Origin of the sequence: Okeania sp. SIO1H4, assembly GCF_010672695.1 — a bacterium.
In the GTDB taxonomy this organism is placed as follows: Bacteria; Cyanobacteriota; Cyanobacteriia; order Cyanobacteriales; family Microcoleaceae; genus Okeania; species Okeania hirsuta.
The window spans coordinates 1-4,128 of the sequence record NZ_JAAHGB010000147.1 but is presented as its reverse complement, the minus strand read 5'-3'; the positions used below and the strand labels follow the sequence as shown (position 1 = coordinate 4,128).

Below are 4,128 nucleotides of genomic sequence, written 5' to 3'. Positions count from 1 at the left end.
CCCTATATGTAGTGTTTATTTGATTTTATAGACACTATATGTTGAAAGTCTATTGTCAACAAGCGCAATAAAACCCGGTTTATTGATAATTACCCCTAGTTTATTGACGAGATGCGTTTGCCCTGACTAATATAACCAAAAATCATAAGTGTGGTTGGAAACTCAAACCAGTTTCAAATCAATAGAATTTTGTACCTAAAATATTGCTTCTGGATTGTCTAAAAAATTAAGAAAATTAGTATTACTATTTTGCTTATTCCCTTCTTTTTTCTCCTTTCTCCTTCCTTCTTGCCTCTTCCTTCTTGCCTCTTCCTTTATGATATAAAGAAATCGGGTTTTAACAAAAACCTCTGCACTTATATATTGTGAATATTTGATTTTATGGTCATCAGTTTCGATCGAGAAACTTGTAGTAATCTCAACATAACTGAATCCCGCGAATGGTTAGTCACAAACGGTATTGGAGGCTACGCTTCTGGTACAGTAGCTAACATCCTAACCCGTCGCTATCATGGATTACTCATAGCAGCACTCAAACCCCCATTAGGGCGTACATTATTGCTAACAAAACTAGACGAAACTGCCAATTATCAAGGTCTAGACTATCCTCTTTACTGCAACCGTTGGGCCGATGGCACAGCAAACCCAGAAGGTTATAAACAAACAGAAAGCTTCTACCTAGAAGGAACAATACCAGTATGGAAATTTCAATTTGCAGACGTGGTATTAGAGAAGCGGATCTGGATGGAGCAAGGAGAAAACACCACCTATATTAATTATAATTTGCGCAATGGTAGCCAACCCTTAAACTTGGAAATTAAAGCATTAATTAACCATCGCGATCATCATCATCATACCAACGCTCAAGATTGGCAAATCAGTACTGACAAAATTAAACAGGGAGTCTGTATACGAGCTTTTCCTGAAGCAACACCCTTATATCTACTGACAGATACTCATCGAGATGACAAAAAATTAGTATCCACACCCGCCAATAATTGGTATTACGGATTTAACTTAGCAGTAGAAAAATATCGCGGTCAACAAGAATTAGAAGACCACCTACACGCTGTTACTTTTCATGCACAAATTGAAGTAGGTAAATCTCTAACAATAGTTGCCAGCACAAAAGAAAATGCTACTACTAATGGCGAGAGAGAACTAGCTTTTCATCATAATTACGAACAACAAATAATCCAAAAATTTGCCACTACCAAAACATCTAACTCAGAAGTCAAAAATCCAGTCGTTAAATTCTGGAAATCATTTGCCCAGACAAAACCAGAACCTACTGCAAAACCAACTCCAGACTGGATAAACCAATTAGTATTAGCAGCTAACCAATTTATTGTCGATCGCAAATCGTCCAAACATCCATACGGCAAAACTATCCTTGCAGGTTATCATTGGTTTGAAGACTGGGGCCGCGACACAATGATTAGTTTACCTGGTTTAACTATTTGTACAAAACAATTTGACATCGCCCGGTCTATTTTGCTCACCTTTGCTGAGTATGTTGACCAAGGAATGTTGCCAAACCGCTTCCCCGACGGTAGTAGTACACCAGATTATAATACTGTAGATGCCACACTTTGGTATTTTGAAGCAGTTCGTGCATACTATGAAGCTACAGGCGATCGCCAACTTTTAGTAGAATTGTTTCCAATTTTAGCAGAAATCATTGACTACTATCGTCGAGGTACTCGTTACAATATTCAGTTAGATACTGATGATGGCTTAATTTATGCCGGAGAAGCAGGTTCACAGATTACTTGGATGGATGCCAAAGTAGGTGATTGGGTAGTGACACCGCGTATTGGTAAACCCATTGAAATTAGTGCGCTTTGGTATAATGCTCTGCAAATCATGGATAAGTTTGCCCAACAGTTGGGTAAGGATAATCTAGATTATGAAAGGTTAGCAAGGTTGATTAAGCAAAAGGGTTTTGCTCGTTTCTGGAATCAAGAGGAAGGTTATTGTTACGATGTACTTGATACACCCAATGGTAATGATGCTGCTTTGCGACCTAATCAAATATTTGCCTTATCATTACCAGCGATCGGGAAATTTAGTTACCCACCTCTACTAACTCCAGAGCAGGAAAAACAAGTGATGGATATATGCACGCACAAGCTATTGACTCCTTATGGGTTACGCAGTCTAGCTAGTGACGACCCTGAATACAAAGGTGTTTATGGAGGCGATATTTATCAACGAGATGGTGCTTATCATCAAGGTACTGTTTGGGGTTGGTTGATTGGTCATTATGCTGTAGCGCATCTACGAGTTTATAACAACCAAGCAAAAGCTGAGGAGTTATTAAAACCGATGGCAGAGCATTTAACAGTGCATGGTATTGGCAGCATCAGTGAAATTTTTGATGGTAATGAACCGATGACACCCCGTGGTTGTATTGCTCAAGCGTGGAGTGTTGCAGAAGTTTTGCGAGCTTGGACGGTAATTCATCAAGTTAGTTAAAATTCAGAAGGAAACTGTATTTAGAGGAATATTTGTAATTAAGGCAATCTCTGAGATTATGAGGTTGCTTTACTTCAGTTAATAGGACTTACACAAATTTAAATCATTGACGTAATTCCCTTATATAGAATGACTCTCAGCGATTGTTTGACCATACAATGTATAAGTTTCACTAGAACAGATGATTTTGTGTGATTTTTGTTAGATTAAGGCTTTACTTTTGCTTTGGCAAGCCAAGCATAGATCCAAGAACACCCAAGCCTACTAGAGCTAGAGTTGAAGTTCGTTCTGGTACTGGTTCTGGAGATTGAGTTATCTCTTCTACCTTGATGTCAATAAACGCATTACTAAAAGAGGTTGCATTTAAGCCACCATCTCGTAGCTTGTTCAAGTTCCATACAGCACCGCCACTAGCTAAGGCTAAGTCTACATAGTCCATTTGAGTGTTACGAAAACTAGAAGTAACAATACCACTTAAGGATGGGAGTTGGGTCGTATTGAATCCACCCATACCATCAGCAGTATAAGATTTGCCATTAGAACTTATGCCAAGTGCGTCGCCGATAAAGTTGGCATCAATTACAGTATTCAAGAGAATATCATCATCAGGACTAGAACCCCTCTGCAACGCAGCCAGTATGTTGGTGAAGTTAAGGCTAGAGTTACCATTATCTCGATCTTCATCAGTTACCAGGATCATCTTAACAGCAGCACCTGGACGGAAAGAATAATTACTCAGGGCAAAGTCAATTGCAGAATAACCATCTTCAAAACCACCAGGATGTACCAAGGTGTTAGTTGCTGTGACAAACTGGGCAGAAGTACCGAAAAAGCTCCCACCTACAGGTATGGAGCGCCCCAAATAACCCGTCGAGAGAGAACTACCAAATCCCACAAGACCAAAACGGTTGTTTGTGACACCATCATTTTGAAGAGCTTCATCTAGATCTGGAATCATACTTCCAAGCCATTCGTGCTCATTATACATAGAACCAGATTCATCAACGACCACGATTACATCAGCAGTTGTTACAGCAGTTGCGACAGGAACTCCTACCATTGAAAGCATTGTGGTACTTATGGCAGCAAGGGAGCTAAAGTTGGCTAAAGTTTTAAGCATGATATTTCAATTTTTGAATTACTTTTAATCTGATAGACATTTCCATAAACTAAGTTTTAGCTCACGGGGTGACAAGGGTTTGAGATTAATTATTTGTAGGTGCTTAATATAAAAATAAATCAAACTACGGATGTATGCAAGCATTTTGGCGTATCTTCACAGTATCTTTAAAAACTCCGTATATCTACTAATATTGTGTCCGGAAGGCTTTTAAGAATATGAACGGTGCGAAGAAGTAGGAATACTCCAAGAAATGTCTAAATTTTAGGAAAGAAGCGCAGGTGCGATAATTGTATAACCGGATTTTATGATCAGGAGTCAGGAGAAGCAAAAAAGAAGGTGTAATATCATGTCTAGCTGAATACTTATACATAAGATATTGGGGAGAGATTTGCCGTAGAAGCAGGGAAAACGCATCTAATTTTTTTGACAAATGACTAAAAACCCAATAATGCCCTTGACCTCACAGGGTTACAAGCAGCTCAAAACCATTATTGGATAAGAGTTCAAAGGACATTTAGCTGGGTCTT

At 38.9% G+C, this 4,128-nt stretch carries 2 protein-coding genes; one reads left to right on the top strand and one right to left on the bottom strand.

Going from position 1 to position 4,128, the window contains the following annotated elements; translation table 11 throughout:
* The first annotated feature begins 381 nt into the window (after window positions 1-381).
* Window positions 382-2,478, top strand: a complete 2,097-nt coding sequence (locus tag F6K06_RS33145) for an amylo-alpha-1,6-glucosidase (protein ID WP_124145650.1) — start codon at window positions 382-384, stop codon at window positions 2,476-2,478.
* Between the two features lie 214 nt (window positions 2,479-2,692).
* On the opposite strand, the gene F6K06_RS33140 is transcribed toward F6K06_RS33145, so the two are convergent.
* Window positions 2,693-3,598: a PEP-CTERM sorting domain-containing protein gene (locus F6K06_RS33140; protein ID WP_124145651.1), complete on the bottom strand. Its 906-nt coding sequence runs from the start codon at window positions 3,596-3,598 to the stop codon at window positions 2,693-2,695.
* Window positions 3,599-4,128: the final 530 nt, after the last annotated feature.